Annotated in this window: 30 protein-coding genes; 23 read left to right on the forward strand and 7 right to left on the reverse strand. The window is 71.0% G+C overall.

Annotation, left to right across the window (positions count from 1 at the left end; all coding sequences use genetic code 11):
- The first annotated feature begins 171 nt into the window (after positions 1 to 171).
- The 5 genes from HHX31_RS31410 to HHX31_RS31430 all read left to right on the forward strand — a co-directional run bounded on the left by HHX31_RS31410 (position 172) and on the right by HHX31_RS31430 (position 3,851).
- Positions 172 to 663 carry an RNA polymerase sigma factor gene (locus HHX31_RS31410; RefSeq protein ID WP_311932398.1) on the forward strand — a complete coding sequence of 164 codons (492 nt, stop codon included), beginning with the start codon at positions 172 to 174 and terminating at the stop codon, positions 661 to 663.
- Complete coding sequence (locus HHX31_RS31415) at positions 660 to 1,502, forward strand: zf-HC2 domain-containing protein (protein WP_169953051.1); 843 nt, start codon at positions 660 to 662, stop codon at positions 1,500 to 1,502. The genes HHX31_RS31410 and HHX31_RS31415 overlap by 4 nt, the downstream gene beginning before the upstream one ends.
- Entirely contained in the window at positions 1,499 to 2,341 is an 843-nt protein-coding gene (locus HHX31_RS31420; protein ID WP_169953052.1) for an ABC transporter ATP-binding protein, read from the forward strand. The genes HHX31_RS31415 and HHX31_RS31420 overlap by 4 nt, the downstream gene beginning before the upstream one ends.
- Positions 2,338 to 3,165, forward strand: a complete 828-nt coding sequence (locus HHX31_RS31425) for a hypothetical protein (RefSeq protein WP_169953054.1) — start codon at positions 2,338 to 2,340, stop codon at positions 3,163 to 3,165. Before HHX31_RS31420 ends, HHX31_RS31425 begins: the two co-directional genes overlap by 4 nt.
- A 62-nt stretch (positions 3,166 to 3,227) precedes the next feature.
- Positions 3,228 to 3,851: a hypothetical protein gene (locus HHX31_RS31430; RefSeq protein ID WP_169953056.1), complete on the forward strand. Its 624-nt coding sequence runs from the start codon at positions 3,228 to 3,230 to the stop codon at positions 3,849 to 3,851.
- On the opposite strand, the gene HHX31_RS31435 is transcribed toward HHX31_RS31430, so the two are convergent.
- A complete protein-coding gene (locus HHX31_RS31435; protein ID WP_169953058.1) occupies positions 3,848 to 4,621 on the reverse strand; it encodes an NAD(P)H-binding protein in 774 nt (257 codons plus the stop codon). The two genes, HHX31_RS31430 and HHX31_RS31435, sit on opposite strands and share 4 nt — an antisense overlap.
- A gap of 380 nt (positions 4,622 to 5,001) precedes the next feature.
- On the opposite strand from HHX31_RS31435, the gene HHX31_RS31440 reads away from it, so the two are divergent.
- Positions 5,002 to 5,622, forward strand: a complete 621-nt coding sequence (locus HHX31_RS31440; protein ID WP_169953060.1) for a DUF6461 domain-containing protein — start codon at positions 5,002 to 5,004, stop codon at positions 5,620 to 5,622.
- 1 nt (position 5,623) lies between these two features.
- Here HHX31_RS31440 and HHX31_RS31445 read toward each other — a convergent pair whose 3' ends face one another.
- Together HHX31_RS31445 and HHX31_RS31450 are read right to left on the reverse strand one after the other, a co-directional pair.
- Entirely contained in the window at positions 5,624 to 6,226 is a 603-nt protein-coding gene (locus HHX31_RS31445) for a bifunctional 2-polyprenyl-6-hydroxyphenol methylase/3-demethylubiquinol 3-O-methyltransferase UbiG (protein ID WP_169953062.1), read from the reverse strand.
- A gap of 112 nt (positions 6,227 to 6,338) precedes the next feature.
- Positions 6,339 to 7,052: a response regulator transcription factor gene (locus tag HHX31_RS31450; protein ID WP_169953064.1), complete on the reverse strand. Its 714-nt coding sequence runs from the start codon at positions 7,050 to 7,052 to the stop codon at positions 6,339 to 6,341.
- Positions 7,053 to 7,297: 245 nt separating this feature from the next.
- Here HHX31_RS31450 and HHX31_RS31455 point away from each other — a divergent pair, with 245 nt between their 5' ends.
- From HHX31_RS31455 to HHX31_RS31505, 11 genes are all read left to right on the forward strand, one after another.
- Entirely contained in the window at positions 7,298 to 7,546 is a 249-nt protein-coding gene (locus HHX31_RS31455; RefSeq protein ID WP_169953066.1) for a MoaD/ThiS family protein, read from the forward strand.
- Between the two features lie 124 nt (positions 7,547 to 7,670).
- A complete protein-coding gene (locus HHX31_RS31460) occupies positions 7,671 to 8,351 on the forward strand; it encodes a DUF2993 domain-containing protein (protein WP_169953068.1) in 681 nt (226 codons plus the stop codon).
- A 61-nt stretch (positions 8,352 to 8,412) separates the two neighbouring features.
- Positions 8,413 to 8,925 carry a sigma-70 family RNA polymerase sigma factor gene (locus HHX31_RS31465; RefSeq protein ID WP_311932400.1) on the forward strand — a complete coding sequence of 171 codons (513 nt, stop codon included), beginning with the start codon at positions 8,413 to 8,415 and terminating at the stop codon, positions 8,923 to 8,925.
- Positions 8,922 to 9,896, forward strand: coding sequence for an anti-sigma factor (locus HHX31_RS35440; RefSeq protein ID WP_169953072.1), 975 nt, complete (start codon positions 8,922 to 8,924; stop codon positions 9,894 to 9,896). Before HHX31_RS31465 ends, HHX31_RS35440 begins: the two co-directional genes overlap by 4 nt.
- 139 nt (positions 9,897 to 10,035) lie before the next feature.
- Positions 10,036 to 10,401: a thioredoxin family protein gene (locus HHX31_RS31475; protein ID WP_249347221.1), complete on the forward strand. Its 366-nt coding sequence runs from the start codon at positions 10,036 to 10,038 to the stop codon at positions 10,399 to 10,401.
- Between the two features lie 173 nt (positions 10,402 to 10,574).
- Positions 10,575 to 10,985 carry a DUF4395 domain-containing protein gene (locus HHX31_RS31480; protein ID WP_169953074.1) on the forward strand — a complete coding sequence of 137 codons (411 nt, stop codon included), beginning with the start codon at positions 10,575 to 10,577 and terminating at the stop codon, positions 10,983 to 10,985.
- A complete protein-coding gene (locus HHX31_RS31485) occupies positions 10,982 to 11,821 on the forward strand; it encodes a sulfurtransferase (RefSeq protein ID WP_169953076.1) in 840 nt (279 codons plus the stop codon). Before HHX31_RS31480 ends, HHX31_RS31485 begins: the two co-directional genes overlap by 4 nt.
- Positions 11,821 to 12,120, forward strand: coding sequence for a DUF1416 domain-containing protein (locus tag HHX31_RS31490; RefSeq protein WP_169953078.1), 300 nt, complete (start codon positions 11,821 to 11,823; stop codon positions 12,118 to 12,120). The genes HHX31_RS31485 and HHX31_RS31490 overlap by 1 nt, the downstream gene beginning before the upstream one ends.
- Positions 12,121 to 12,231: 111 nt before the next feature.
- Positions 12,232 to 12,459, forward strand: a complete 228-nt coding sequence (locus HHX31_RS31495; protein WP_169953080.1) for an AbrB/MazE/SpoVT family DNA-binding domain-containing protein — start codon at positions 12,232 to 12,234, stop codon at positions 12,457 to 12,459.
- A 4-nt stretch (positions 12,460 to 12,463) separates the two neighbouring features.
- On the forward strand, positions 12,464 to 12,883 hold the full coding sequence (locus tag HHX31_RS31500) for a type II toxin-antitoxin system VapC family toxin (RefSeq protein ID WP_169953082.1): 420 nt from the start codon (positions 12,464 to 12,466) through the stop codon (positions 12,881 to 12,883).
- Positions 12,884 to 12,913: 30 nt separating this feature from the next.
- Positions 12,914 to 14,239 carry a hypothetical protein gene (locus HHX31_RS31505; RefSeq protein ID WP_169953084.1) on the forward strand — a complete coding sequence of 442 codons (1,326 nt, stop codon included), beginning with the start codon at positions 12,914 to 12,916 and terminating at the stop codon, positions 14,237 to 14,239.
- Here HHX31_RS31505 and HHX31_RS31510 read toward each other — a convergent pair.
- Genes HHX31_RS31510 through HHX31_RS31520 form a run of 3 tightly spaced genes read right to left on the reverse strand, consistent with a single transcriptional unit; the run spans position 14,193 to position 16,452 of the window.
- The gene (locus tag HHX31_RS31510; RefSeq protein ID WP_169953086.1) at positions 14,193 to 15,122 is read right to left on the reverse strand and encodes a hypothetical protein; all 930 of its coding nucleotides are present in this window, start codon (positions 15,120 to 15,122) and stop codon (positions 14,193 to 14,195) included. The two genes, HHX31_RS31505 and HHX31_RS31510, sit on opposite strands and share 47 nt — an antisense overlap.
- Complete coding sequence (locus HHX31_RS31515; protein WP_169953088.1) at positions 15,119 to 15,796, reverse strand: DUF4352 domain-containing protein; 678 nt, start codon at positions 15,794 to 15,796, stop codon at positions 15,119 to 15,121. The genes HHX31_RS31510 and HHX31_RS31515 overlap by 4 nt, the downstream gene beginning before the upstream one ends.
- Positions 15,793 to 16,452 carry a hypothetical protein gene (locus HHX31_RS31520; protein ID WP_169953090.1) on the reverse strand — a complete coding sequence of 220 codons (660 nt, stop codon included), beginning with the start codon at positions 16,450 to 16,452 and terminating at the stop codon, positions 15,793 to 15,795. The genes HHX31_RS31515 and HHX31_RS31520 overlap by 4 nt, the downstream gene beginning before the upstream one ends.
- 144 nt (positions 16,453 to 16,596) lie before the next feature.
- Between HHX31_RS31520 and HHX31_RS31525 the strand changes: the two genes are divergently transcribed.
- From HHX31_RS31525 to HHX31_RS31545, 5 genes are all read left to right on the forward strand, one after another.
- Entirely contained in the window at positions 16,597 to 18,525 is a 1,929-nt protein-coding gene (locus tag HHX31_RS31525; protein ID WP_169953092.1) for a hypothetical protein, read from the forward strand.
- Between the two features lie 96 nt (positions 18,526 to 18,621).
- Positions 18,622 to 21,711, forward strand: coding sequence for an ATP-binding protein (locus HHX31_RS31530; protein ID WP_169953094.1), 3,090 nt, complete (start codon positions 18,622 to 18,624; stop codon positions 21,709 to 21,711).
- A 31-nt stretch (positions 21,712 to 21,742) separates the two neighbouring features.
- Positions 21,743 to 22,297 carry a DinB family protein gene (locus HHX31_RS31535; protein ID WP_169953095.1) on the forward strand — a complete coding sequence of 185 codons (555 nt, stop codon included), beginning with the start codon at positions 21,743 to 21,745 and terminating at the stop codon, positions 22,295 to 22,297.
- A gap of 93 nt (positions 22,298 to 22,390) precedes the next feature.
- On the forward strand, positions 22,391 to 23,665 hold the full coding sequence (locus tag HHX31_RS31540) for a MurT ligase domain-containing protein (RefSeq protein WP_169953097.1): 1,275 nt from the start codon (positions 22,391 to 22,393) through the stop codon (positions 23,663 to 23,665).
- Positions 23,655 to 24,362, forward strand: a complete 708-nt coding sequence (locus HHX31_RS31545; RefSeq protein WP_169953099.1) for a type 1 glutamine amidotransferase — start codon at positions 23,655 to 23,657, stop codon at positions 24,360 to 24,362. Before HHX31_RS31540 ends, HHX31_RS31545 begins: the two co-directional genes overlap by 11 nt.
- Positions 24,363 to 24,393: 31 nt before the next feature.
- On the opposite strand, the gene HHX31_RS31550 is transcribed toward HHX31_RS31545, so the two are convergent.
- Positions 24,394 to 24,756 carry a DsrE family protein gene (locus tag HHX31_RS31550; RefSeq protein ID WP_142564919.1) on the reverse strand — a complete coding sequence of 121 codons (363 nt, stop codon included), beginning with the start codon at positions 24,754 to 24,756 and terminating at the stop codon, positions 24,394 to 24,396.
- Between the two features lie 202 nt (positions 24,757 to 24,958).
- Between HHX31_RS31550 and HHX31_RS31555 the strand changes: the two genes are divergently transcribed.
- A complete protein-coding gene (locus HHX31_RS31555) occupies positions 24,959 to 25,450 on the forward strand; it encodes an FABP family protein (protein WP_169953100.1) in 492 nt (163 codons plus the stop codon).
- The last annotated feature ends 57 nt before the right edge of the window (positions 25,451 to 25,507 follow it).

Raw genomic sequence — 25,507 nt, forward strand, 5'->3', positions numbered from 1 at the left:
CCTTCTCTTCCGCCTGCTCGGGCGCTCCGAATCCGGGCGGGTGCCGAAGGCACGAGCCCGGAATGAACCGCTTGCGCGTGTCGCAGCGACAAGTGGCCGAGAGACTGTCGAGACACCGGTTGCCGGGCAGGAGTAATGGACGAACACGAGAGATGGGATGACCCGCGATTGGTGGGTGCGATCGCGGACGGCGACCGGCGCGCCCTGGAAGTGATCTATGCCCGGCACGCGTCGTGGTTGGTCATCCGGCTCACCAGGCGGTGCGCCGATCAGGCCGTCGTGGACGAGGCGGTGCAGGACACCTTCGTGGCGATCTGGCGGACCGCCCGCACGTGGACCGGCAAGGGCGAGGTCGCGGCCTGGATCTGGGGGATCGGCATCCGCCGGCTGCTGGATCTGCTGCGCAAGAGGCCCCACGTCGTGTCCCCGACCCTGGAGCCGACCATGGTGTCCGCCGAGGAGCAGGTTCTGCTCGGGGTCGAGTACGGCGAGCTGGGCAGGGCGCTGGACACGCTCTCGCCGGAATTGCGGGCCGTGGTCCAGGCGACCGTGTTGGACGGCCTCACCACCCGGGAGGCGGGGAAGCTGCTCGGCATCCCCGCAGGAACCGTAAAGACGCGCATGATGCGCGCGAAGTCCCTGCTGAGGGAGGAACTGGCATGAACCAGCACACCGATCGGCCCGGGGACAGGTACATGCAAACGGGCTGGCACATGGACGACGACATGACGGCGATGTACGCCGAGGGCCTGCTCTCCCCCACCACGGCCGCGTCCGTCGAGGCGCACCTGCTGGCCTGCGCGAGGTGCCGGGAACTGCTCAAGCCCCGGGTCGCCCAGCCCCGGCTCGACCGGATCTGGGACGAGATCGTCGACGTCGTGGACGCCCCCGCGCCTGGACCATTCGAACGGCTGCTCCGCCTGGCCGGCGTACGCCATCACGTCGCCCGGTTGCTGGCCGCCGCGCAATCTCTCCGCCTGCCGTGGCTGGCGGGTACTTCGCTGACGCTGTTCTTCGCGGCGCTCGCCGCCGGGGAGACGACGAGGTGGGGCGGGATCGTGTTCCTCGCCCTGGCGCCGATCGTGCCGGCCCTCGGGGTGAGCCTGGCCTACGGCCGGGGCGCGGACCCGACGTACGAGATCGGGCTAGCGGCTCCATACTCCGCGTTCAAGGTGATGCTGCTGCGCGCGGCCGCCGTGCTGATCACCTCGGTGGTTCCGGCGCTCGTCATCGGGGTCGCCTTGCTGGGGCAGACGTGGACGGTGGTCGGCTGGCTGCTGCCCGCGCTCGCGCTCACCTCCCTGTCGCTTCTGCTGTCCAGATGGTTCGAGCCGGTGCACGCCGCGGGCGGCGTGTCGGCACTCTGGCTCGCCGGGGTCCTCTGGACCAATCTGCACGCGCCGAGCCTGGCGATGTTCGGCGGCGCCGAGCAACTCGCGTACCTGATCATCACTGTCGTTTCCGGAGGGCTCCTGTTCCTGGGGCGCGAGGAGTTCTCATGAGCGTTGTCGTGGAAGGTTTGACGAAGGCCTACGGCCGGAGCCGTGCGTTGGACGGGCTGTCCTTCAGCGCGTACCAGGGCGTTACCGGACTGCTCGGCCCCAACGGCGCGGGAAAGACCACGCTGATCCGAATGCTGGCTACCGCACTGGCGCCCGACGGGGGGACGATCCGGCTCCTTGGCATGGACTCCGCCAGGGACCAGGCGGCGATCCGCCGCAGGCTCGGCTATCTCCCGCAGGAGACCGGCTACCACCGTGCGTTCACGGTTTTCGAATTCGTCGACTATGTGGCGATTTTGAAGGAGATGGTGGACCGGCGGGCGAGGCATGACGAGGTTCGCCGCGTCCTCGCCGAGGTCGGTCTCTCCGACGTGAGCCACAAGAAGATCCGTGCGCTGTCGGGAGGCATGCGGCGACGGGTGGGCATCGCGCAGGCGCTGCTCGGCGAGCCCGCGCTGGTCCTCCTGGACGAGCCGACGGTCGGCCTCGATCCCGAGCAGCGGCTCCGTTTCAGGGAACTCATCTCACGGATCGGCGAGGACCGTACGGTGATCCTCTCGACCCATCAGACCGAGGACGTGACGGCCCTGTGCGCCAGGGTGGTCGTGCTGAAGGGCGGCCGTCAGGTGTTCGAGGGGACGCCGGCCGAGCTGCGCGCCCTCGCCGATGGCCACACCTGGCTGTCGGACGAGAGGTCCGGGGTGCTCTCGTGGCGTACCGGCGAAGGCCTCTTCCGCAATCTCGGCGACGCGCCCGCCGGAAGCCGCCTGGTCGAGCCCACCATCGAGGACGGCTATCTGCTGCTGCTCGGCGGCATCCCGGCGGGGGCGACGCGATGAGCACTCTGACGCATCTCGTCCGCGGCGGTGCTCACCCACGGATCCTGCCGACGCTCGCGTTGAACGAGAGCCGCCGGCTGCTGTTCCACCCGCTGAACCTGCTGGGCATGGTGCTGTGGATCCTGGACGTGGCGACCAGCGGGTGGGACGGTCCTCGACCGGCGTTCACCGCCATCACCGTACCCATGACGATGTTCTGGGGGGTGCCGCTCTTCTTCGCCGCGAATCTCGTCACCTCCGCCTCTCGCCGCGCCGGTACGGAGGAGCTCCTGGGGGTGCTTCCCCGGGGCTGGGCCAACCGGACGGGCGGGCTGTGCCTGGCCGCCTTAGCCCCATTCCTCGCGGGTGTCCTGGGACAGGCGATGGTGCTGGGTCTCTACGTGGTGACGGACAACCCGCTGGAGCGGTATCCGACGATTCCGGAGCTGATGAGCGGGCCGATCAACCTGCTCGGCGCCTGCCTGCTCGGGATCGCGGTGGCGAGATGGCTGCCGTGGCCGGGCGTGCCGCTGCTCGTCATGGTCGCGTTGGTCCGCGTCAACCAGCACCTGAACACGGCCGCCAGACTCGGCGAGGAAGCCGGCCCCCTCCACCTGCTCGGGTTCTATGCCGACTTCGCGCGCTGGGGGCCCTATCCCCATCTCGCGCCCAGCGGGTTCAACCCCGGATCCGCCGCCTGGCACGCGGTATACCTGCTCGCCATGTGCCTGGGAGCCGGCGCCCTGGCGATGCTCGCCCGCCCCTCCCGCCGGTGGCTGTGGCTGGCCGTCGGTGCGGTGGCCGCGGTGATCGCCGCCGTCGCCGGAACGCTGACGATGCCGTGAACGTGTCGATTTCGCCCGCCTCTCGCGGGCCCCGGTTCGCACAGTTCCTGCAGTTGGCCCGGATGAGCGGGCGGCTGACGCGGTGGCAGCCGGCCGCGGGGGCCACGGTGATCGTGGCGCTGCTGCTCGCCTGGCCGTGGGACGCCGACGCCTCCTGGAAGCTCGGCGTCTGGTCCCTGCGAGCCATCGCGGTCCTGCTGACACTGGGGGGCGGCTTCGCGCTGGACGACGCGGCGGCCGAGATTGTCGCGTCGTCCCCCACCACGCTCCGCGCACGGATGCTCTTCCGGTTAGGGCTGAGTCTCGCCTGGGCGGTTCCGGTCTGGGGCGTCTCCCTTCTCGTCATGGCTCCGTGGATCGCCCCCGTGTGGCTGCTGTGGTCGAGTCTGGAGTTCGCCGCGCTGTTCGCCGCCGGACTGTCGGTGGCCGCCCTGATGGCGAGGTGGTACGGCCAGAGCGAGCCGGGGACGGTGACGTCCACGGCCGTCGTCGGAGGCTGGCTGGTGATCTTCGCACTGCCCGGCCCGCTCGCCATGTTCACCCTGCGGCCCCAGGACTTGGGTCCCGCGCATGTCCGCTGGGGCCTCCTACTCGGCCTGGGGGCTGTGGTCCTGTGGGCGACCTCCCGCGATCCCTCCCACGGAAGGCGGCGCCGGGGATTGATCACAACCCGATACGCGCCCTAGAGGGCCTGCGGCGAGTGACTGTCCAGGACATGAGAGATGACCGTTCTGGCGGGTCTTCCGAGCACTCGCTCCAGATCAGGGGTCTGTCGTTCCAACGCGCCCGCGCGCACCTGGGCAGAGATCCAGCTCATGGGACCTGGGCCGGCGTCCGGCACCTCGCGGTAGGTCACTCCCAGCGCCCTGGCCACCTCGGGATAGCTCCACAGGGGCCCGGTGAAGTCGTACGCGTGGCCCAAGTGCCCTTCGCCCGTCAGTACGTTAGCTGCCGCCTCGGCCAAGTCCGACCGGAATGCCGTGTTCAGGCTGCGACCGCCGGTGCTGCTGGTGATCTCTCCGCTGGAGACCTGTGGGACGAACGCGTCGCTGTAGAAGGGGTGACGCAACAGCGTGTACGGCAGGCCGCTGGCAAGGACGGCCTGTTCGGTGGCGTGATAGGCCTCGGTCATGCCGGTGGCGACGGTATCGGCTCCCAGGAAGCTGGTGAAGACGATGGCGCCGACACCGACGTCCTTGGCGGCGGCCACGGCGTCCAGGTGCTGCCTGATCCTGCGGGTGGAATCCAGTTCCGGGGAGGAGATCAGAAGGAGACGACTGGCCCCGTCGAAGGCCTCACGCAGGCTTGCCGGGTCGTCGTAGTCGCCGCGCCGTACCGGAACGCCTTCGGGAGCCCGTTCGGGATCACGCACCACGGCCACCACCTCCGCCCTGGTGCGCAGACCGCTGACGACGAGGCGGCCGAGCGCACCGGAAGCGGCTGAAATCGCGATCACTGAAGAGACTCCCTTGGCGGACGGTCGCACCAGTGAACTCCCGCCAGGTGACGCTGCGCCACTCAATTTCCGATCATGGCTATGCCAGGGCACTCAGCGACGCGGTGGACGACATCCTGGCGTTCGCATCCGGAGGGTAGACCTCGGTGGCGGAGAGAGAGCGGCCGCCACCTTTGGCCATCGACCCGGGCCAAGTGGCCGCATGCCGTCTACATCTCGCCTCCGCTGGGCGTGATCGGGCCGGCGACAGCGTCCATACCCGGCGCGTGCGGGTGGGTCGATGGCGGATCAGCCTGTGGACCGGTCTCTGGTCGAGCACAATCAGTAGATCCCTGATCGTCACTGCTCGCCGCAAATGCACGGGCACTCTTCGCGAGGTCATGATGAACAGCGCCACAGCCCAGGACTATGCCTGGTGGCAGGAGTTCGAGGGCGGCATCGCCGTCTCCGGGTTCTGCTTCACCTTCGTCGCCGACATGCGGCCCGCCGAAGTGCTTCAGCGCTTGAAGGCGGCGCCCGGCGACATCACAGAGCCTCGGGGTTACATCGAAGTGGGGCCGGCTGACGGCGGTTCGGTCATCGTCGACATCGCGGGCTACGCCGGGATCACGCGGGATGTGGTCAGTGAGCTGTCGCGCGGCACCAGGCTGGCCACCGTGCACAACAACATCGACTCGCACGCCAAGTTCATCTACGCCGTCGACGGAAAATTGATCACCGGTCTGGACCCGATGTTTCCCGACGAGCCGCGATGGGGCGCCGAGCCGGACTGGTTGCTGGAGGACCTGGAGGACCTCGGCCTGCTTTACGAGATCGATGACGACGGGGAGTGGGACGAGGAGTGGATGGAGCGTTCGGAACAGTTCGTCGAGGCCGCGCTCGCGCTCGCCGAGCGTTGCACCGGCGTGCGGCTCACCCCCGAGCACGTGCGCGGCCCGCTGCCATACGCGGCCTCTGTGGCGCACCTGTACCAGCTATGTGCCCCAGAGCTGGCGTACTGAGTCAGTTCTGCGGCTTGCGCCAGATGATGCTGTAGCGCCACAGGACGTGACGGCGATACCGGGCGCCGGGCAGGGTCTGGGCGGCCAACGCTCGCATCTGCGGGTACGTCACCGGCGGCGGCCAAACCGTGGGGGACGGATGCTCCCAGTGCCCCTTCACCAGGCGATAGAGGTTGCCGACGACGACGCCGGCCAGCTCGTACGGCAGGTCGTTGGGCATGGTGCCACGGGCGAGGCCGACGATGGCCAGGACCCCGCCGGGGCGCAGCAGTTCGCGCATGCGGGCCAGCCCGGCGGCGGCGTCCATGTGGTGAAGGGTGGCCACGGATGTGACGACGTCGAACGATGCGGGCTCGAAGGGGTGGGTGAGGAAATCGCCCACGATGTAGCCGACGTCATCCGGGTGTTCGCGGGCTTGGGCGATGCTGGGCGCGTCGAGGTCGATGGCGGTGACGCGCGGCACGGTCCGTCGCAGTTCGCGGGCGAGCATGCCCTCGCCGCAACCCACGTCGAGGGCGTGCTTGGCGCCATCGGGGATCGCGCGCAGGACGCGGGGGTGGTAATGGATGTTGTGGTTCCATCGCCTGCGGGTCTGCACAGCCATGTGTTCATCCTGCCGGACAGCCGTTCGACGGATCCCCGAACGCATGCGCGCCCGCGCCGCCGCCGCACACGAGGACCCGTCAGCCCGGACAGGGGACTGCGGTGCGTGCCGTTCAGCGCCGAGCCGGCTCCGCCTCGGCCTGCTGCTCGCCGCCGCGGTCGGGGACGAAGCGGTAGCCGACGTTGCGGACCGTTCCGATCAGCGCCTCGTACTCGGCGCCCAGCTTGGCCCGCAGACGCCGTACGTGCACGTCCACGGTCCGGGTGCCGCCGAAGTAGTCGTAGCCCCAGACCTCCTGCAGCAGCTGGGCCCGGGTGAAGACCCGGCCAGGGTGCTGAGCGAGGTACTTCAGCAGCTCGAACTCCTTGAACGTGAGGTCCAGCGCACGCCCGCGCAGCCGGGCGGTGTAGGTCGCCTCGTCGATCGTCAGGTCGCCGCTGCGGATCTCGTCGGGGACCTCCTCGACGGCGGCCAGCGCCAGCCGCCCGACGGACATGCGCAGCCGGGCCTCGACCTCCGCCGGTCCCGCGGTGTCGAGGAGCACGTCGTCGACACCCCACTCCGCCGACATCGCCGCCAGGCCGCCCTCGGTCACGATCACCATCAGCGGGCAGGTGACGCCGGTCGTACGCAGCAGCCGGCACAGGCTCTTGGCCTGCACGAGCTCGCGGCGCGCGTCCACCAGGATGGCCTCGGCCGGTGGTATGTCGATCAACGCGGAGGCCTCGGCGGGCGCGACCCGCACCGAGTGAAGCAGCAGTCCGAGTGCCGGGAGCACCTCCGCCGACGGCTCCAGAGCGTTGGTCAGCAGGAGCAGATTGCTCACATGAGCCTCCTCGTACCATGTCGGCTCGGCGCCGTTTGCAGCACTGGAAACCGCGACAGCCATCCAAACACGTAAGGACCCGGGGGCCCCATCGCCCGAGTCCATTAATTCGTAGGGTAGCCCACACGAAGTTTGCGTCCAATGTGCGTCACCCGTGTGAACAACACGTCACGTGGTTTATCCCCGTAACGTGACGGTGACGGAGAGTCCCGGCGGGGGCGGAGGGTCGAGGGGAGAGACGCGTCATGGCCAGAGGAACGATCCGCTACTGGGCGGCGGCGAAGGAGGCGGCGGGCGTGCCGGAGGAGGCGTTCGACGCCGGGACGCTGGGGGATCTGCTCGCGTGGGTCTCGCGCGACCCGGCCGTCGAGCGCGTGCTGCGCCGGTGCTCCTTCCTCGTGGACGGCGCCCCTGTGGGGACGCGCGACCCGGCGACGATCGACCTGCACGAGGGTGCCGTGGTCGAGGTTTTACCCCCCTTCGCCGGGGGATGAGCTGCACGTGCCTCTCCCGTTGATCCCCGTCCCCCGTGCCGTCCGGAGCGCCGCCACCGGTCCCGGGGGAGTCTCGCCGGTCAAGGCACTACTCTGATCACAAAGGCGCCTTCGGAGGAGTCGGATGCGCAAGTTGGTCGTGGCCGTGGCCCTGCTGGCCATCCTGCTCGTCGTGCTCGACCGGGTCGCCGTGGTCGGGGTGCAGCGTGAGATCGCCCGGCAGATCGAGGCGACGTACGACCTGGCGCAGGCGCCGTCGGTGCAGGTGAAAGGCATTCCCTTCCTCACCCAGGCCGTCTCGGGCAGATACGAGGAGATCGCCATCGGCATCGGCGAGGTGGAGCGGGAGGGCATCCGGCTCGAACGCATCGACGCCACGCTGCACGGTGTCACCGCCCCGCTGTCCGATCTGGTCCAGAACGCCGCCGCCACCGAGATCAGGGCCGAGCGCGTGACGGGCACCGTGATCATCTCGCGGGAGACCCTGTCGGCCCGCGCGCCGCGCGGCATCAAGGTCGAGGGCACAGGAGACGACGCGGTCCGCGTCTCGGGCAACGTGTCCGTGCTCGGCAACCAGGTGCCGGTCACCGCCGACATGAAGATCCAGGTGGTGCAGGGCGCGATCCGGCTCACCCCGACCAACGTGAAGCTCGCCGGGAGTATCCCCGTGCCGAACGCCGAGCGGCTCATCTCGTTCACCGTGCCGGTGAAGGACCTGCCGCTCAACCTCAGGGTCACCCGCGTGACCTCGACCAGCGAAGGGCTCGCGGTCCAGGGCACCGCGTCCGATGTCCTCCTCCGCTGAGGGCCGGCGTGACGATCGTCACACCGCTGAACCGCCGGGTCCTGGCGTACGTGATGAGGATGTGAGTCCAGCCGGAACCGCCGACGAGGAGCTCATACGCGCACTTTGGGAGGATCACGGTGGGCCGCTGTACGGCTACGTGCTGCGGCTGACCGGTGACCCTGGCAGGGCGGAGGACGTGGTGCAGGAGACGTTGCTCCGGGCCTGGCGGAATCCCTCCGGGCTCCAGGGACGCCCGGTTCGCGCCTGGCTTTTCACCGTCGCACGCAACCTCGTCGTCGACCAGCACCGGGCCCGCAAGTCCAGGCCGCAGGAGGCGGGCGACGAGGCGCTCGCCGTGCTGCCTGCCGACGACGAGCTCGAGCGCGCCGTCGAGTCCTGGGGGGTGGCCGAGGCGCTGGCCTCGCTCAGGGCGGAGCATCGCGAGGTGCTCCTGGAGACGTACTACCGGGGGAGATCGGTGAAGGAGGCGTCGGAGATCCTCGGCATCCCGCCGGGAACGGTGAAGTCGCGGACCTACTACGCGCTCCGGGCGCTGAAACTCGCCCTGGAGGAACGGGGGCTGGCGCCATGACCTGCGAGGAGGTGCGGATCTCGCTCGGCGTCTACGTGCTGGGGGCGCTCGACGCCGAGGAGACCACCGAGGTCGAGGCCCACCTGGACACCTGCGCGGCGTGCCGGGCGGAGCTGGCCGACCTGTCCGGCCTGCCGCCGCTGCTGGCCCGCGTGACGGCCGAGGACATCGAGCGCGCCGCCGCGCCGCCGCGCGCCGTGCTCGACGGCGTCGTCGCGGGCGTCGGTGCGGGTGCCGGCGCGGGCGCGGGCGCTGAAACCGGTGCGGTGGCGACGGCCCGCACCGCCCGGCGCGGGCGCAGGTCCCAGGTGCTTCTGGCGCTCGCCGCGTCCGTCGTCGTCGCGGCGGTGGGCGGCACGGCGTGGGTCTCGGGAGCGCGGACCGCCTCGGACGAAATGACGTCGGTCGCCGCGGCGCCGGCCACGCGGAGCGCCGAGGACTCGGCCGCGGACGCGGCCGCCGCGGGCCAGGCCCCCGCGGCGGAGCAGGACACGCCGCAGGAGCCGCAGCTTTTCGAACTGCGGGAGTCCGCCGCGCCGTCACAGGCGCCGTCCCCGGGCGCAGTGGCGAAGAAGGTGCAGGACCCGCCAGCGCAGGACCCGGCAGCCCAGGACCCGGCAGCCCAGGACCCGGCAGCGCAGAACCCGCGAGTGAAGGCGACCGCCACGGCGCCGCACGAGGCGCGCGGGCGCGTCGGCGACGCGCGCATCGCCGTACGGCTCGTCCCGCACGACGGCGGGACGCAGGTCGTCGCCAGGGTCGCGGGAGTCCCGGCGGGCACGGTCTGCACCCTGCGCGCGGTCGCGAAGGACGGCGCGGTCTCGGTGCTCGGGAGCTGGACGGTGGGCGCGGGGGAGTTCGGCGGGCAGAAGATGGTCCTCGAAGGCTCGACGGCGTCGCGTCCCGGCGAGATCGACCGGATCGAGCTCACCGACTCGGGCGGCCACGTCCTGGTGACCGCCAAGGTGTGACCTTCGCGTTACCCGGCGCCGGGAATCGGCCGCACGGGGCGTACGGTTGCACCCCGTGATGGCAGGTGTCTCGGTGCTCGTGGTCACGCTCGTGCTGGGCGTGGCGATCGGACTTGCCCTGAGACGGCGCGACGGAAGGATGCGGGCCGTGGAACACGCCCCGGTGACGAGCGCGGATCTCGGCGCAGAACTCGGCGAGCGCGCCACGCTGGTGCAGTTCTCGACCGCGTTCTGCCAGCCGTGCCGGGCGACCCGCCGGATTCTGGGCGAGGTGGCCGCCGTGGTGCCCGGCGTCCGGCACGTGGAGATCGACGCGGAGTCGCGCCTCGACCTGGTCAGGCGCTTCGACGTGCTGCGCACTCCCACGGTGCTCGTGCTCGACGAGGCGGGCGCCGTGGTGAAGCGGGCGTCCGGCCAGCCGCGCAAGGCCGACGTGATCGCGGCCATCGGCGCGGCCGTGGACGGCGCGTCTCACGGGCCATCTCATCCATCGGACAAGGTGTGACAGATGCCGAGACGGAAGGTACTGTCATGGCCATGACTCCCACGACAGAGCTGCTGACGAAGCGGCGCGCGGTCGACTTCTGCCGCGTCGCGACTTCGCTCTGTCGCATGGCCTGAGGATGATTCCTGCGGCGTCGTGCCGCATTCCGAGAATCCTTCAGGAGCATCCCCACGATGCAGATCGACTCCCGTGGCCCCCGTTTCGGCGCGGCCGTGACCAGCGTGGTCCTGGCGGTCGCACTGGTCACGCGGAATCCCTGGGTCCTCGCCGCCCAGGCGGTCGTCTTCGCGCTCGGCGCCGCTGACGCGTCGCCGTACACGCTGGTCTTCCGCCGGTTCGTGCGGCCGAGGCTGGGGCGGCCGGCCGAGACCGAGGACGCGGCGCCGCCGCGGTTCGCGCAGGCGGTCGGTCTGGGTTTCGCGGTGATGGGACTGATCGGGTTCGCGGCGGGGATCACCGCTCTGGCCTTGGGTGCGACAGCAGCGGCACTGCTGGCCGCCTTCCTCAACGCAGCGTTCGGCTTCTGCCTGGGCTGCGAAACGTACCTGCTAATTCGCCGTCTACAACCTGGGAGAATCCAATGAGCCGTTCCGCCGTTCTGGTGGACGCCGACTGGGTCGAGGCCAACCTCGACACCCCTGGTGTCGTGCTCGTCGAGGTCGACGAGGACACCAGCGCCTACGACAAGGGCCACATCCGCGGTGCCGTGAAGATCGACTGGCGAGCCGACCTGCAGGACCCGGTCCGCCGCGACTTCGTCGACAAGGCCGGCTTCGAGGCGCTGCTGTCGTCCCGCGGCATCGCCAACGACGACACGGTCATCCTCTACGGCGGCAACAACAACTGGTTCGCCGCCTACGCCTACTGGTACTTCAAGGTCTACGGCCACGAGAACGTCAAGCTGCTCGACGGCGGACGCAAGAAGTGGGAGCTCGAGTCCCGCGAGCTGGTCGAGGACGTCGCCGCGCGGCCGGCCACGCAGTACGTGGCCAAGGAGCCCAACAACGACATCCGCGCCTTCCGCGACGAGGTCGTCGCCGCGATCGGCAAGCAGAACCTGGTCGACGTGCGCTCGCCCGACGAGTTCACCGGCAAGCTGCTCGCCCCGGCCCACCTGCCGCAGGAGCAGGCGCTGCGCGGCGGCCACGTGCCGACCGCCCGCAACATCCCGTGGTCGAAGGCGGCCAACGACGACGGCACCTTCCGCTCCGACGACGAGCTCCGCGAGCTCTACTCCGGCGCCGGCGTGGACCTCGGCAAGGACACCATCGCCTACTGCCGCATCGGCGAGCGCTCCGCGCACACGTGGTTCGTGCTGCACGAGCTGCTCGACCAGCCCAACGTCAAGAACTACGACGGTTCGTGGACCGAGTACGGCTCGCTCGTGGGCGTGCCGATCGAGCTGGGAGAGGCCCGCTGATGACCACACAGGGTTGCGCTGCTCCTGAGCAGACCATCGCGCTACCGGCCGGTGTCGACCTGTCCAACCAGGCCGTGATCCAGGGTGTCGTGTCCGGCGCCGGCACCGCGTACGCCCGCCTGCTGGACCACAGCGGCGAGTTCACCGGCGAGGTCGTCGTCTCCGACGAGGGCGTGTTCCGGTTCTTCGCCGCTCCCGGTCAGTGGACGGTCCGCATCATCGCCGGCGGCGGCGTCACCAAGGACGTCCCCGTCGAGGCCAAGCTCGGCGAGGTCGCCCAGCTCTCGGTCGCTGTCTGACCCACCGAGGCACAAAGGCCGGCGCGTCCCGCGGACGCGCCGGCCTTCTGCGTTTTCCTGTGGACGGCTAGTATTACGTGCTACACGTAATACGTGATGGGAACGGGCGCGATGCGACTGAACAGCAAGGGACAGGTGACCATTCCCGCCGAGATCCGCGAGAAGTACGGCCTGCACCCCGGCGACGAGGTCGACGTGATCGAAGTGGGCGACACCCTGCGGATCGTGCGCCGGGAGAGCAGCAGCACGCGGGGGCAGCGCGCCGCGCAGCGACTCCGAGGCAGTGCGACGACGTCCATGACCACCGACGAGATCATGGGACTGCTGCGTGACGAGTAGCACCTTGCGTGTCGTCCGCGAGCAGGTCACTCTCGTGGACTCCTGCGTTCTGCTCGACATCGCCACCGATGATCCCGAATGGGGGGCCTGGTCCGCCGACGCTTTGGCTCGGGTGCTGGACGAAGGACGGCTGATCGTCAATCCGGTCGTGTACTCCGAGGTGTCGGTCGGCTACGAGAGCATCGAGAGCCTTGACGAGGCTTTGCCACCCGAGGACTACGAGCGTGAGGATCTTCCCTTCGAGGCGGCTTTCCTGGCCGGCAAGGCCTTTCTCGCCTATCGCAGGCGTGGGGGCGGGAAAAGGTCGCCGCTGCCCGACTTCTTCATCGGCGCGCACGCTGCGGTGCGGAAATATCGGCTGCTCACCCGTGACACCGCCCGGTATGAGACCTACTTCCCCACAGTCGAGCTCATCGCGCCGTAGGGAGGGGCGGGAGCCGATAACATGCGGCAGGTGTCCGGAACGTCCGCACTTGCCACCCCTCGCCAGGATGTCGCACCGCGCCGGGTCCCCTGGACGCTGTCGCCGTACGCGCTGCCGCTGAACGCCCTGCGGATCCTCGCGAAGTGCGCCCTCCCGCTGATCTTCTGGTTCTCGGCCGGACGGCTCGTCCGGTGGGCGCTGCTCCTGCTGGCCGCGACCGTCTCGCACGGCTCGTGGTACCAGGCCCGGCTGATCCTGGTGATGTTCCTCTTCACGCTCGTCGTGATGACGTCGCTCGCCACGACCGTGGGCATGCTGTATGTCGTCCGCGAGGCGCTGCTGGAGACGCGGGCGCGGCGCGCGGGCGGCGAGGCCAAGGAGAGCCTGCTGAACGCGCTCAACCGGACCGCGCTCGTCTTCGCCGGTATCTACATGACCTGGGGGTTCGTCGCCGCCGACGCCCGCGACTTCGCCGACATCGACCTGATGAGGCAGCCGGACCTCATCTTCATCGAGGCGGGCACTGGTCAGGACAGCGGCGTGATGGCCGGGCTCGTCAGCCTGGACCCGAAGATCTCCCTGGTCGCGATGATCGTCGCCTACATGGTCAAGTGGTACTTCGGCCGCCGCCACGAGGCGGGGAAGGGCCGCGTGTCCGGCGTGCTCACCACGTTCGGTGAGCTCGCGTTCGCGTTCTACGGGCTGAACGCGGTCGCCGCCGCCGTGGGGGCGCGCTCCGACTGGATCGGCGAACGGTCCGCCGTCGCCGCCTGGCACGACCTCGCGGCCAAGGCCAAGGAGGGCGTCCCGGGGTGGGAGCAGGTGTCGGAGTGGCTGGGCGCCGTCTGGCCGCACGTCATCGACGCCCTTGTCATCCCGCTCGCGTGGCTCACGGTCGGCATCCTCGTGTACGGCGCGTACGCGGAGGACACCAGGACCACGATCAGGGGGACCCCTCTGGAGCGGGCGGCGTCGGCGCACCTGGAGCGCACCCACGACTGGACGCGGCTGGCGCTGATCAAGCTGAGCGCCGGCTGGACCGGCCGCTGGATCCCGCTGCTCAACTCCCTGCGCCTGACGGCGCGCGGGGGCGCCCCGCTGTTCGGGCTGTTCGCCCTGTGCTACGTCGGGGTGCACATCGGCGGCGACTATCTCACCAGGGCCGGCCGCTATCTCACCGCGAGTGAGGAGCCGTATCTGTGGTTCGTGACCGGCGAGCCGATCGCCTACGTGTCGGACCTGGTCGTGACCCTGGTGACGATGTGCCTGATCGCGGCGGCGTTCGACATCGCCGCGACCCGCCGACGGCTCACCGGCGGAACCGAAGAACCTGATCGGCCCTCTCCGTCGAGCTGAAGGCGGCGTCGACGGCGTCCGCGGCCGACTGGTCGGGGACGTCCCGGTAGGTACTCGGCCGCAGGAGGACCTCGGCCTCGTCCGCCGCGGAACGCGGGACCACGCCCACCAGTTCCATCCGGTACGGCGTGCCGACCTTGTTCTCCTTCGCGTCCGGTGGCGTCTCGTCCTTCATCGGTTCCGCCTGCCAGGTCCGGCCTGCGCGGTCGGTGAAGGTGATCTGCGGGGCGCCGTGCCGGATCGCGCCCTCGCCGTCGAGCGCGGTGCGCGTCGCCACGACCTTCAGCCACTGGCGGTCGGACGTGTCCGGCTTGCCGGTGGGATCCTTGATCTTCTCGACGCTCACCCGCCACGACACGTGCTGCAAGACACCCGCCTGGCCCGGCTGGACGACGTGCACGACGTCGCTGGGCCTGCCGTACTGGTACACGCCGTAGCCGAACCAGGTCGGCGCCCCGACGGCCAGCACGACGGACAGCACGGTCCCCCCGATCAGGAGGCCCGTCCTCTTCTTGCGTGCGGGGGGCGCCTCGGCGGCGGGAGGGGGAGCCACCGGATCCGCAGGGGGAGCGGCGGGAGCCGTGGGAGCGGGGACGGCAGGGGGAGCCGGACGGGCCGCCGGCGGTGGCTGGCGGTTCGTGCGGAGCGCGGGGAAGGGCTGCGTCGAGCGGTCCTCCCCTTCCCCCTCGGGCTCCGGCGGCGGCCAGACGCGCACGTCCCCGGGCGACGCGAGCGTGCCGGGGATGGGCACGGACGGAGGCGCGATGGGCGCGGGGCGCGGCAGCGAGCCCGCGTAGGTGATGTCGGTGGGCTGCTCGGCCGGGGGAGCGAACCAGTCCCGGCCGTTTCTCTGGGGGGTCTCACCCCTGGGCGTCTCGGTCATGGGCTCTTGCTCACCAGTGAGTGGTAGTCCTCCGCCTGCGAGAGCAGGCGGTCGGCCGCGGCCCCGGACAGTCCGAGATCCACCTGAGCCTCCGGGGCGAAGGTGTCGACCACTATCGCGGAGTTGGGGGGGATGAAGACCAGGGACGCGCCGGGCACCGCGTCCCTGGGCACTTCGAAGACCAGAAGGCCGCTGACCCAGAAACCGGGCTGGATCCACCTGTTGAAGAGCGTGAGAGAGTCGGCCACCTTGTCGGTGGGCCGATAGCGGCGGCCGTCCTCGGTCAGCAGGACCGGCGGGCCCAGCGAGCTCAGCCGCATCGGCTCGCGGGCGCTCGTGGCGGAGACGTCCACCAGGAGGAAGATGTTGCTCGTCTCCACCTTGGACACCTTGTTGCTGTAGTCCGTGGTGTCCACGGCGCGAGCGGCGGCCACCGACTGGACCTTCACCGTGAAGCGCTTGGTCTCCACGATCTCGCCGATCCGGCCCTTGTAGGTGATGGACGACACGCGCTGCTCGAAGGGCATCGCGTGGTTCTGCTGCAGGTAGACGGCCGCCGCCGCGAGGGCGATCCCCGCCAGCCCGGCCGCGATCCGCCGCCCTGCTCCGCGCCGGGGATCCCGGCCGGCCGCGGAATGGCGTGCGGCGCGCCTGCCCGCCCGGGTGAGCGTCATGAGCCGTTCTCCTTCCGTACGGGAAGGGTGATCCGCGAGGTGACCTCCGGCTCGAACGGGCCGTCGCCGTCCCACTCGCCGACGAGCTGCCAGTAGTGGGTCTGGTCGCGCAGGCCGATCTTCTCGTACACGAACGACCCCAGGTCGAGGCTGATCTGCGCGGGCGCGGTGGCGGCGGGGTCGAGTTCGTACTTCACCACGACGGTGGTGGTGATGCCGGGATGGAGTTGCTTGCTCTCGATGCCGCGGCTCAGCACGGAGACCTGCGGGCCGTACTCGGTCTTCATCTCCGGCTGGGTGCGCAGGAGAGAGCCGGCGAAGCCGGTCACCGGCGAGATCGGGTCGCCCGGCCTGCGGACGATGCCGACCGAGGCGGTCTCCTTGCCCACGTTGGTGACCTTGAGCACGAGCTCCAGATAGCGTTTCGTGGAGCCGAAGTCGCCCTGCTCCGTGGTGTCGATCGCCTTGATGAACTCGGTGCGGAACTGTCCCTGGTCGATCGTGTCGCCGGGCGAGACCGTGGCCGGGGGTTTCTCCGGGGCCTCGCTGAAGCCGCCGAACGCGGCGGTGACGCCGATGCCCACCACGGCCAGCGCGGAGGCGACCGGGACGAGGACCGGGCGTCGTCGGCGGGCGCCATTGGGGGATGACGTCATGGCCATCGATCGTAGTACGACCTCAGTTGTCCCATTGGTCGCATTGGTTGGGTCGCTCGGCGGAAATACGTCCGAATGGCGAGAAGCCCGCCCTGACAGGGCTTCCAGCTCCTACGCTGTGACCGAGGCGGACATGGAGGGCCTGTGGGCGACCCGCACCCCGAGCATGCCCAGTTGCAGGCGGACCGGATCTACCTGGGCTGGCAGTACGCGCTGCTGTACCCGGATCCAGGGCCACCGCCGAAGCGACCGGCCAGAGAGGACGTCACCGAGCCTCCGGTGGACACCGAGTGGGTCCACCGGGAGCGGCTGCAGAAGGACCTGCTCAACCGTCCTGTGCGGATCTTCCGTACGTTCATGGCCGTGGTGGCGGCGGGGATTTTGATCCTCGGCGTGACCGAACTGCTCACCTGGTCGTTCGTGATGCTCGGCCTCGTCGCCGCGGGCGGTGTGGCCGCCATCTGCACCTACGCCATCCGGCAGGGCGACCGAACGGTCAACGAGCGGCTCGCGGCACGCCGCCGCAAGGCGCTGCGGGAGCAGGAGCGCCGCCAGCGGGAGATCGTCACGGCGCAGGAGGAGCACGCCGCCAAATACCGCGACTGGGCCGAGAAGAAGAGCCGCTTCGACCAGCAGATCAACTGGTACGCCGTGGCGGTGCCCGACGACATCGACCGCGTCGACGTGGCCGGGGGCACGCTGACCGGCTGGTCCGCCCTGGTGACGCTGATCGGCGCGACGCGCCTCTACAGCGGCGGGCACCTGACCGTGCTCGACCTGTCGGAGGGCGCGATCGCCAAGGACCTCATCGAGCTGGCCCGGCGGGGCGGGGACGACCCGCTCGTCTGGGTGCTGCCGGTGGACCTGCCCCGGCTCGACCTCGGCTCGACGCTCAAGCCTGAGGCGTTCGCCGACGTGCTCGCCCACGTGGTGAGCGTCAGCGAGGAGACCAGCAGGGACATCGGCTTCGACAACGCGATCCTGGAGCGCGTGCTGGAGGTCCTGGGCGAGAATGCCACGATCAGCCAGGTCACCGCGGCGCTGCGGGCACTCGCGCAGGTCGGCGACCCGCGCGACGACATGAAGGACGGCCTGCTCACCGCGTCGCAGCTCGAACGCATCGGCACGCTGTTCGGCCGGGGCGTGGCCGACCGGGTGGTCATCGAGCGGGCCTGGGCGATGGAGTCCCAGCTGCGCAAGCTGGAGACGCTGGGCTCCGAGGCCGTACGGCTGCCGCCCGCGCGGCTGCGGGTCGTCACCATGGACCGGCAGGCGGGGGTCTTCGGCAACCGGGTGCTCGGGACGTACGTCGCGACCGCGCTCACGCACATCCTGCGCCAGTCGCCGGCCAGCGAGCGGCCCTGGTACCACACGATCATCGTGGCGGGCGCGGACAAGCTGCGCGGCGACGTGCTCGACCGGCTCATGGACGCCTGCGAGACCTCGCGCACCGGGCTCGTGCTCACCTACCGCAGCCTCACCCCGACCGTGCGGGAGCGGCTCGGCCGGGGGCACGCGGCGGTCGCGTTCATGCGGCTGGGCAACGCCGAGGACGCCCGGGTGGCCAGCGAGCACGTCGGCACGGAACACCGCCTGGAGCTCGCCCAGCTCACCGAGACGTTCAGCTCGTCGGTCAAGGGCCCGAGCGGCTTCTACACCTCCACCGTCGGCGAGAGCCGTACGGAGGGGGAGGAGATGGGCGAGGGCGACCTGCGGGAGGACATCACCGAGTCGACCGAGTGGGGGCGGCACGCGCCCACCATGGCCGACGGCGTCCTGCAGCGGTCGCGGGAGTTCCTGGTCGAGCCGCACCAGCTCCAGCAGCTCCCCACGACCTCGGTGATCATCACCTACTCGACGGCGGAGGGACGCCAGGTGCGCCTCGCCGACGCGAACCCGGCGATACTCACCTTCCCCAAGACGACTCTCGGGGAGTTCGAGGAGATCCGGCGGGCGGCCCTGGCGCCGGCGGAGCCGGAACCGGAGCCGGAGACGGAGGAGCCCACGCTGCCCGACGTGCCGCCCAATTTGGGGCCGCCGCCGCCCCGCCTCGACTGGCGTAAGCGGCCATGACACCGTCCGTTGTGAGTAAGGGCATCGTCAACCCGGCCGTGCGAGCGTGATCGTTGATGGAGTCTCTCCCCTGTTCGTCGTCAATCGAGGGGTCTCATGCACGCGTTCCCCCTGAGCGGGCCGTGGTACCGGATCCAGGCCATCACGGCGCCGTCGCGTAGTTCGTCCGCGGAGTGGGACTTCGTCACGGTGCTCCCCGCGGTGCTGTCCGCCGCGCAGCGCAACCGGCCGTTCGTCATCGGCTGGCTGTCGCGGGGTTCGGGCGCGCCGCTGGAGCTCATCACCAACGCGGGGCCGCTCACGCCGCCCAAGCCGCCGCGGCGCGCCGCGGCGGCCCCCGAGCCGCCGGTCACCGGCCCGCAGCCGCTGCTGTTCCCCGGTGGGGCGCGCGGCGTGGAGATCGGCGACGAGTGGCTGGCCGACCTCGCCGACCTGGTGTGGACGCCGTGCCCCGGCCGCCAGGCGCCGCCGCTCTACGGCAGGCGCGAGCCCGAGCCGGACGAGACCAAACGGCCCACGTTGTTCGAGTCGACACTGGTCACGCTCATGTCCAGGCCGTTCGCGTGGGTGGTGGTCGCCGAGCCGACCGACCTGCTCGACGCCGAGGTGGCCCACCTGCGCACCCAGCTCAACGTGCTGCGCCAGTACGGCGACGCGTCTGAGCGGTCCCGGTTCGACGCCGAGCGGGCCGAGCGCAGGATGCAGGAGCTGGACGCCTTCCGCGAGGCCGGGCTGTGGAACGTCCGGGTGCTCGCCGGCGCGGCCGGCCCCGACGAGCTGCGCCAGATCGCCCCGGTGCTGGTCGGCTCCGTGGAGATGAGCCATCACCCCTACCGGCTGCGCAGCGCGATGTCGCTGCCCGCCCTGACCGGCGACGGCGCCTGCGACTCGGTGTACGGCTTCGGCGAGGCGCTGACCGTCGACCTCCAGGATTCCGCCGACGGCGCGGCGGCGCCGTTCGCGGCGACGGCCGGGGCGCTCGCCGCGCTCGCCGGGCTGCCGCGCCGCGAGGTGCCGGGCGTCCGGGTGCTCGACGCGGGGTTCTTCGACGTGACAAGCGAGGCCGAGGTCGAGGGCTCGGTGGAGACCGTCGACCTCGGCGCGATCGTCGACGCGCAGGACCGCGCCGTCGGCACGTTCCGCGTGCCGCTCGCCACGCTGAACCGGCACGCCTTCGTCACCGGCGCCACCGGCTCGGGCAAGTCGCAGACCGTACGCCACCTGCTGGAGCACCTCACCAAGGCGGGCATCCCGTGGCTGGCCATCGAGCCTGCCAAGTCGGAGTACGCCGCGATGGCCGGCCGGGTCGAGCACCTGGCGCCGCTGACCGTCATCAACCCCTCGGCGCCCGACAACGTGCCGATCAGCGTCAACCCGCTCGCGCCCGAGCCTGGCTACCCGGTGCAGGCCCACATCGACATGGTCAGGGCGCTGTTCATGGCGGCCTTCGACGCGGAGGAGCCGTTCCCGCAGATCATGTCGCTGGCGCTGCAGCGCGTCTACGAGGCCAACGGCTGGGACGTGGTGACCGGCGGCGGCATCCCGGGGGCGGCCGTGCAGCCGGCCGTGCCGACCCTGGAACAGCTCCAGCAGCACGCGCTGGAGGTCATCCAGGAGATCGGGTACGGCAACGAGGTCCAGGCCGACGTCGAGGGTTTCATCAGCCTGCGCCTGCGCAGCCTGCGGGTGGGCAGCGCGGGCCGGTTCTTCGAGGGCGGCCACCCCGCCGACATCGGCGGCCTGCTCCAGCGCAACGTCGTGCTCGCCATCGAGGACGTGGCCAACGACGAGGACAAGGCGTTCCTCATGGGCACGCTGATCATCCGCATCGTCGAGCACCTGCGGATGCGCGCCCGCTCCGAGCCCCGGGGGGAGGACGGCGCGGGCGGCCTGCGACACGTCATCGTCATCGAGGAGGCCCACCGGCTGCTGCGCGACCGGGGCTCCCAGCGGGCCTCCACGCACGCCGTCGAACTGCTGGCCGGGATGCTCGCCGAGATCCGGGCGTACGGCGAGGGCATCATCGTGGCCGAGCAGATCCCGACCAAGCTCGTCTCCGACGTCGTCAAGAACACGGCGCTGAAGGTGGTGCACCGGCTCCCCGCCGAGGACGACCGGGCGCTCGTCGGCGCCGCGATGAACCTCAGCGAGGACCAGTCGCGTCAGGTGGTGTCGCTCCAGCCGGGCTTCGCGGCGGTGTTCGCCGACGGCATGGACCGCCCGCTGCGCATCCAGGTGCCGCTGGGCGAGGACCGCGAGCGCGAGACGCTCGGACCCGTGCCGCCCATCTGCGGCCGCCGCTCGGCCGCCTGCGGGCGCGAGTGCCGTACGGGGAAGGCCTGCACACTGGTCGAGCTGCGCGAGGCCGACCTGCTCGCGGTGGCCCCTGAGTGGGCCTGGCTGCGGATCTGGACCGACACGGTCGTGCTGGCGTTCGTGACGAACCGGTCGCTGCCGGGTGTGCCGCGCGTGCTGGCCGACATCTGGGCGGAGCTGCCGGCCAAGCGGCGCGAGTGCCTGCTGGCCACGCTGGTCGAGCGGTCGGTCTCGCGGCGCGCGTGGTCGCTGCGCACCTGGTTCGACCCGGCGCTGCTCACCGAGAAGGCCGCCGAGGTCGCCGCCGGGCTGCTCGCCGCGGGCCAGGCCGACGGCGCGGAGGGCGACCCGCCGATGCGGGCGGGCGACCGGCCGGGCGCCGCCTGGGTCATCCCGCAGGTCCGCTGGCTGCACGAGGTGGACCGGCTGTTCCCTCTCGGTCATCCCGCGCCCAACCTGCGCAGTCCCGCCCCGGCGATGGAGTATCCGCTGTTCGGCACCGACCCGGCCGGCCGGCCGTACCCCCACCAGGGGGTGAACGGCGCGGAGCCGGCCGAGGGCGGGGTCGCGGTCGGCGTGCGCACGGAGTTGCTCGGCCACCGCGCCAAGGCGCTGCGCCACCATCCGCTGTCGATGGAGGTGGACCGCAACCGCGCCCTGGCCTGGCGGGTCATCCTGGGCGACGACGAGCACGAGGGCATCCAGCGTGACGTGACGACGGTCGCCATCGGAGTCGAGCCGCGCGAACGGGTCAAGTACGTGGCCCAGACGATGAGCGCGGGCTGGCTGGAGACCGTGCTGTCCTGGCCGCGCCGTTTCGTCCTGCCCTTCGACGGGGACACCCCCGCCGAGCTCACCTTCGAGGCGTGACCCCCCAACCCGTACGGAGGCCCGAGAGCCCATGCCCGCCGGCCGTTTGCAGCGACTCGCGTTCCAGCTCACCTGGCACTGGGAGCATCAGCTACGGCCACGCCTGGCGGGCCTCACCGACGCCGAGTACCTGTGGGAACCGGCGGAGGGATGCTGGTCGATCCGCGCGCGGCCCGACGGCGCCTTCGCACTGGACTGGGAGTTCCCGGCGCCCGACCCGGCGCCGCTGACCACCATCGCCTGGCGGCTGGCGCACATCGGGCAGACGCTCGCGCAGCGCGCCGACTTCCACTTCGGCGACGGCACGCTGACGATGGACCGGATCCGGTGGCCGGGGCCGACCGCGGCCGAGGGACTGACCTGGCTGGACGGCGCGTACGCAGACTGGACCGCCGGCCTCGCCGCGGCGGACGACAGCATGCTCGCGCGGCGCAGCGACGGCCCGCCGGGGACGCTCGACGGCCACTTCCCCTTCGCCGACGTGATCTTGCATGTGAACCGGGAAGTCATCCACCACGGGGCCGAGGTCGCGCTGCTCCGCGACCTTTACCGAGCCCGGCGGCCCGGTTCTCCCGGAACGGCATAGGGCGGCGGGAGGTCCCCGGCGAGACGACCGGCGCGGGGGCGCGGCGGGCACCGCTACGTCGGGGCGGGCTCCGGGCGCGGTTAGGATCGCGTCATGAGTCAGCTTCCGATGCGGGCGCAGCTCGCCAGCGCCCTTGGCCGCACGGCCGCGACGCTGTCCAGGGCCACCGGGCGTGGCGACGGCTCGGTGATCGGCGGCAGGGTCGGCCTCATGCTGGAGCCCGACCTGCTGCGCAAGCTCGCGGCCGACCGCAAGCTCGTCCTGGTCAGCGCCACTAACGGCAAGACCACGACCACGCGCCTGATTACCTCGGCGCTGCAGGAGCTCGGCGACGTGGCGACGAACGCGTTCGGGGCCAACATGCCCGCCGGGCACGTGTCGGCGCTCGCCTCCAACAAGGCCGCGCCGTACGGCGTGCTGGAGGTGGACGAGAAGTACCTCCCCGAGGTCCTCGACACCACCGAGGCCGGCGTCGTTTGCCTCATGAACCTCAGCCGCGACCAGATGGACCGCGCCGCCGAGATCTGGCTGCTGGCGCAGAAGTGGCGCCGCGCGCTCGCCGGCAGGCCCACCCACGTTATCGCCAACTGCGACGATCCGCTGGTGACCTGGGGCGCGTCCACCGCGGCGCGGGTCACCTGGGTGGCCGCGGGACAGCGCTGGCGGGAGGACTCCTGGTGCTGCCCCGAGTGCGGCGGCCCGCTCGACCGCGCCGGATTCGGCCACGGCGGTCAGGGCCTCACCGCGGCCCAGCTCGCCGACACGCGCTGGGCGTGCCGTGAGTGCAGCTTCCGCAGGCCCGAGCCCGACTGGGTGCTCGACGGGGAGTACGTGACCGACCCGCGCGGCCAGCACTGGCGCCTGGACATCCAGCTCCCGGGTCAGGCCAACCGGGCGAACGCCGCCGTGGCGCTGGCGGTCGCCGAGACGCTCGGCCTCGACCCCGGCCGGGCGCTGCCCCGGCTGCGTACGGTCACCTCGGTCGCGGGGCGATACACGACCGTCGAGCGGGACGGCCGGTCGCTGCGGCTGCTGCTGGCCAAGAACCCGGCCGGCTGGCTGGAGGCGTTCGACGTCGCCGACCCGGCGCTGCCGATCATCCTGTCGGTCAACGCCCAGGGGCCGGACGGCCGCGACACCTCCTGGCTGTGGGACGTCGACTACCGCATCCTGCGCGGCAGGCCCGTCCTCGTGACCGGCGAGCGCCGCCGCGACCTCGCGCTGCGGCTGGCCGTCGCCGAGGTGCCGTTCCAGCTCTGCGACTCCTTCGAGCGGGCGGTGGCGGCGCTGGCGCCCGGCAAGATCGATGTGATCGCCAACTACACCGCGTTCCAGCAGATCCGAGCGGAGTTCGGCCGTGCAGTCTGAATTGTCCATCGTCTGGATCTATCCCGACCTGCTCAGCACGTACGGAGACCAGGGCAACGTCCTGGTGCTGGAGCAGCGCGCCAGGGCCCGGGGCATCAGGACCAGGACCATCCACGTGCGCTCGTCCGACCCGGTGCCGCAGCAGGGCGACGTTTACCTGATCGGCGGTGGCGAGGACCGGCCGCAGATCCTCGGGGCCGAGCGCCTGCGCCGGGACGGCGGCCTGCACGCCGCTATCCAGCGGGGCGCGGCCATGCTCGCGGTCTGCGCCGGCTACCAGATCATGGGCACGGTGTTCGGCGGCGAGGAGGGCCAGCCGGTGCCCGGCCTCGGGCTGCTGGACATCAGCTCGGGGCGGGGCGAGCGGCGCGCGGTCGGCGAGCTCGCCGCGGAGGTCGACCCCGCGCTGGGGCTGCCCACGCTGACGGGCTTCGAGAACCACATGGGTGTGACGAGGCTCGGCGCCGGCGTGCGCCCGCTGTCGCGGACGATCGTCGGCACCGGCAACGGCGACGGCACGGAGGGCTGCTACGCGGGCCGCGTCATCGGCACCTACCTGCACGGCCCGGCGCTCGCCCGCAACCCCGCGCTGGCGGACCTGCTGCTGAGCTGGGTGACGGGGCCGCTGCCGCCGATCGACGACAGCTGGTATCAGGCGCTGCGCGACGAACGCCTGCAGACGGTGCTGCCCGGCTGACGGGTCACCCGGCGGACGCGTCGGCGGTCGCTCAGTAGATCAGCGCCTGCACGCCCTCGCCCAGGGCCTCCTCGACGAAAGTGGAGGCCCCGGCGATGCGCACACCGTCGATCACGTCGTCCACGGTGATGCCCCTGCGGGCGGCGCACTGGGTGCACAGCGTGACCCGGCCGGCGGCCAGCACGGCGTCGAGCATGTCCTCGAGCGGAGCGGCCTCGGCGAGGGCGAACTCCTTGGCCCGGCCGGGCAGCGCGAACCACGAGGACTCGCCGGTCAGCCACAGCGAGACCGGGACTCCGCTCGCCAGCGCGGCCGCCGCGACCGTGAACGCCTGGTTGCAGCGCTCCGGGGCGTCCGCGCCCGCCGTCACCTTGATCACGAGTGATCGTGCCATGTCCGTGCCCTCCCGCCTCGCCCGTCGCGTCGCCAGGAACGGCGCACCGGTCCTGACACCGCTCCGTCCGGGCGAAGTCCCGCGGTCGCGGCACTGAGAGCCTAGTCCGCCGGGATCGGCGCCGCGCTGCCGCCCGCCCACCCGGCCGGGCGCTTCCGCGCAAGGTGTGAGGGGCCGTGCGCACGGCTCTAAGCTCGTGTCCATGGACGTACATCCCGACCTCGAGCCGATCGCCTTCCTCCTGGGCCGCTGGGAGGGGGCCGGGGTGATCGGTTACCCGACCATGGAGAGCGCCAACTTCGGCCAGGAGATCGTCTTCGGGCACAACGGGAAGCCGTTCCTGACCTACCAGAGCCGCACGTGGCTGCTCGACGCGGAGGGCGCCAAGGTGCGGCCCCTGTCCACCGAGACGGGGTTCTGGAGGATCCAGCCCGAGCGGCAACTCGAGGTGTGTCTCGCGCACCCGACCGGCATCGTGGAGATCTACGTGGGGGAGGTCGTCTTCCACAAGATCGAGCTGCGTACGGACGTGGTGGCGCGCACCACGACGGCCAAGGAGTACAACGCGGGCCACCGGCTCTACGGCCTGGTCAACGGCAACCTCATGTACGCGTACGACATGTCGGCGATGGGGCACCCGCTGCAGTCGCACGCCTCTGCGGAGCTGAAGCGGGTCGGCGACTTCGCCGAATAGGGCGCAGACGAGCCAGAAGAAACAGGGCGGAAAAGAAAAAGAACCCCGGGCGCGCTC

This window comes from Microbispora sp. H11081 (genome assembly GCF_012999535.1).
GTDB lineage: Bacteria > Actinomycetota > Actinomycetes > Streptosporangiales > Streptosporangiaceae > Microbispora.

What these genes read in the sequence shown, in the direction of transcription:
- HHX31_RS31535 (WP_169953095.1), top strand. Translation starts at nt 21,743, where the DNA reads ATGCCCGCCGGCCGTTTGCAGCGACTCGCGTTCCAGCTCACCTGGCAC.
- HHX31_RS31555 (WP_169953100.1), top strand. Translation starts at nt 24,959, where the DNA reads ATGGACGTACATCCCGACCTCGAGCCGATCGCCTTCCTCCTGGGCCGC.
- HHX31_RS31420 (WP_169953052.1), top strand. Translation starts at nt 1,499, where the DNA reads ATGAGCGTTGTCGTGGAAGGTTTGACGAAGGCCTACGGCCGGAGCCGT.
- HHX31_RS31415 (WP_169953051.1), top strand. Translation starts at nt 660, where the DNA reads ATGAACCAGCACACCGATCGGCCCGGGGACAGGTACATGCAAACGGGC.
- HHX31_RS35440 (WP_169953072.1), top strand. Translation starts at nt 8,922, where the DNA reads ATGACCTGCGAGGAGGTGCGGATCTCGCTCGGCGTCTACGTGCTGGGG.
- HHX31_RS31510 (WP_169953086.1), bottom strand. Translation starts at nt 15,122, where the DNA reads ATGACCGAGACGCCCAGGGGTGAGACCCCCCAGAGAAACGGCCGGGAC.
- HHX31_RS31480 (WP_169953074.1), top strand. Translation starts at nt 10,575, where the DNA reads ATGCAGATCGACTCCCGTGGCCCCCGTTTCGGCGCGGCCGTGACCAGC.
- HHX31_RS31460 (WP_169953068.1), top strand. Translation starts at nt 7,671, where the DNA reads ATGCGCAAGTTGGTCGTGGCCGTGGCCCTGCTGGCCATCCTGCTCGTC.
- HHX31_RS31550 (WP_142564919.1), bottom strand. Translation starts at nt 24,756, where the DNA reads ATGGCACGATCACTCGTGATCAAGGTGACGGCGGGCGCGGACGCCCCG.
- HHX31_RS31485 (WP_169953076.1), top strand. Translation starts at nt 10,982, where the DNA reads ATGAGCCGTTCCGCCGTTCTGGTGGACGCCGACTGGGTCGAGGCCAAC.
- HHX31_RS31475 (WP_249347221.1), top strand. Translation starts at nt 10,036, where the DNA reads ATGCGGGCCGTGGAACACGCCCCGGTGACGAGCGCGGATCTCGGCGCA.
- HHX31_RS31515 (WP_169953088.1), bottom strand. Translation starts at nt 15,796, where the DNA reads ATGACGCTCACCCGGGCGGGCAGGCGCGCCGCACGCCATTCCGCGGCC.
- HHX31_RS31455 (WP_169953066.1), top strand. Translation starts at nt 7,298, where the DNA reads ATGGCCAGAGGAACGATCCGCTACTGGGCGGCGGCGAAGGAGGCGGCG.
- HHX31_RS31445 (WP_169953062.1), bottom strand. Translation starts at nt 6,226, where the DNA reads ATGGCTGTGCAGACCCGCAGGCGATGGAACCACAACATCCATTACCAC.
- HHX31_RS31495 (WP_169953080.1), top strand. Translation starts at nt 12,232, where the DNA reads ATGCGACTGAACAGCAAGGGACAGGTGACCATTCCCGCCGAGATCCGC.
- HHX31_RS31530 (WP_169953094.1), top strand. Translation starts at nt 18,622, where the DNA reads ATGCACGCGTTCCCCCTGAGCGGGCCGTGGTACCGGATCCAGGCCATC.
- HHX31_RS31425 (WP_169953054.1), top strand. Translation starts at nt 2,338, where the DNA reads ATGAGCACTCTGACGCATCTCGTCCGCGGCGGTGCTCACCCACGGATC.
- HHX31_RS31430 (WP_169953056.1), top strand. Translation starts at nt 3,228, where the DNA reads ATGAGCGGGCGGCTGACGCGGTGGCAGCCGGCCGCGGGGGCCACGGTG.
- HHX31_RS31540 (WP_169953097.1), top strand. Translation starts at nt 22,391, where the DNA reads ATGAGTCAGCTTCCGATGCGGGCGCAGCTCGCCAGCGCCCTTGGCCGC.
- HHX31_RS31520 (WP_169953090.1), bottom strand. Translation starts at nt 16,452, where the DNA reads ATGACGTCATCCCCCAATGGCGCCCGCCGACGACGCCCGGTCCTCGTC.
- HHX31_RS31440 (WP_169953060.1), top strand. Translation starts at nt 5,002, where the DNA reads ATGATGAACAGCGCCACAGCCCAGGACTATGCCTGGTGGCAGGAGTTC.
- HHX31_RS31490 (WP_169953078.1), top strand. Translation starts at nt 11,821, where the DNA reads ATGACCACACAGGGTTGCGCTGCTCCTGAGCAGACCATCGCGCTACCG.